This is a genomic window from Bradyrhizobium sp. STM 3843, from assembly GCF_000239815.1.
Taxonomy (GTDB): domain Bacteria; phylum Pseudomonadota; class Alphaproteobacteria; order Rhizobiales; family Xanthobacteraceae; genus Bradyrhizobium.
Window position 1 is genome coordinate 1 of the sequence record NZ_CAFK01000233.1, and the last position, 1,619, is coordinate 1,619.

Here is a 1,619-nt window from a genome sequence, read left to right on the forward strand (position 1 = left end):
TGCAGAGGCCAACGTCTCGAGCTTGCGACGCAGGAAGGTCAGCGCGCGCCACATGGCCGCACCTCTCACACCGGGGCCTTCGACAAGGCCGCCCTCAGCTCGGCGGTCTGCTGCGACATCCGCTGCTCGATATCCTCGCGCTTCTTGCGGCCTTGCTGCTGCGTGGTCAGCACGCCGGCGATGGTGTCGATCAGGTCGCGATTGGTCTTTTCCAGCGTCTCGATATCGACGATGCCGCGCTGCGACTGCTGCTCGATCTGGATCGCCTGCGTCTTCATCATCTCGGAGGCCTGGCGCATCATCTGATTGGTGGCATCCGTCACCGTCTTCTGCAGCTCGAGCGCCGATTTCTGCCGCTGCAGGCCGAGCAGCAGGATCATCTTCTGCTTCCAGACCGGGATCGTCAGTTCGGTCGTCGCCTGCAGGTTTTCGATCAGGGTCTCGTCGCCCGACTGCACGATGCGGATCTGCGGCAATTGCTGGATGCCGACCTGCCGCGCCTGCTGCAGATAGAAGACGCGCTTCTCGAGCCGGTCGAGCGCCTGCACCGCGTCCTGATAGGTCTGCGCCGCCATCAGCGCGTCGCTGCCCTCGGCCGGCGCCTTCGCCGCGCGTTCCAGCTCAGCCAGCGGCCCGCGCCGGTAGCCGTCGACGAAGTCCTTGCCGGCGGCGATGTGCGCATCGAGCTGGGTCAGCGCTGATTTGGTCTGCTCATGCAGATCATCGAGCAGCGCGATGTCACGCCGCAGCGTCTCCTTGTTGCGGTCGAGGTCGACGCAGATGCGGTCGATCTGCGAGGCGACATCGTCGAAGGCTTCGGCGAAGCGGCGCACCCGCGCCTCGACCGAGGAGAACAGGCGGGTGAGAAAGCCGGCCTCCTTCAGCGCGGCGGGATCGAGCCCGCGCGCCTTGGCCAGGATATCGGACAACAGCTTGCCGGTGTTGCCGAGCTCGCGGTTCTGGGTCTGCGCCAGGATGCGATCGGCAAACTCGACCACCGAACGCTGGGCGCGATCGCCGAAGGTGACGATGCGGGAGCGGTCGGAAATATCGATTTCGGAACGGATGCGGGCGACCACGGACTGGTCGGCTTGAACCGTCGGCAGGTTGACGGTCTCGGACATGAGCACCTCGGGAACGGGGTCACAGCGACCCGACGAAAGGGATGGTGAGCATAGAGGCGCATTTCAATGGTTCGATGACGGCGGGAACGGAACCAAATGCGACGCATGTTCAGGCACATGGAGAGTGCGACCATCGGCCGCCGGGTTCGGAGCCAGCGATAGCTCCGGCGTGGCGGACCATTGATTGGTCGGCCTGGCGGCCAATCGGTTCATCGCCCAGCATTGCAACGCCGACGACGTTGAGAGACGAAACGACGCGGGTCCCCGGTCTCGCTGGCAATGCCAGCCCGCGTCCCTGCGTGTTGTAGGTCCTGAAATCTCTTGTAGCGCCTGAGATGAGATCCGTTCATCGCCACTCTGCCTAGATGACAACAGGCGTGCGCTCGCGGTCTCGCGGCATCCGACGCCCGAGTTTGGCTGCAACGTGCCCTCATCAGATGAGCGAGGGCGCAGGGAATGCCGGGTGAAGGCCTCACCCATGGCCCGCCTGCAAAC

1 protein-coding gene is annotated in these 1,619 nt (G+C 64.7%); it reads right to left on the reverse strand.

Features of this window, described 5'->3' with window-relative positions; genetic code table 11:
- Window positions 1-65 precede the first annotated feature (65 nt).
- A complete protein-coding gene (locus BRAS3843_RS24360; RefSeq protein ID WP_008971742.1) occupies window positions 66-1,124 on the reverse strand; it encodes a toxic anion resistance protein in 1,059 nt (352 codons plus the stop codon).
- Window positions 1,125-1,619 lie beyond the last annotated feature (495 nt).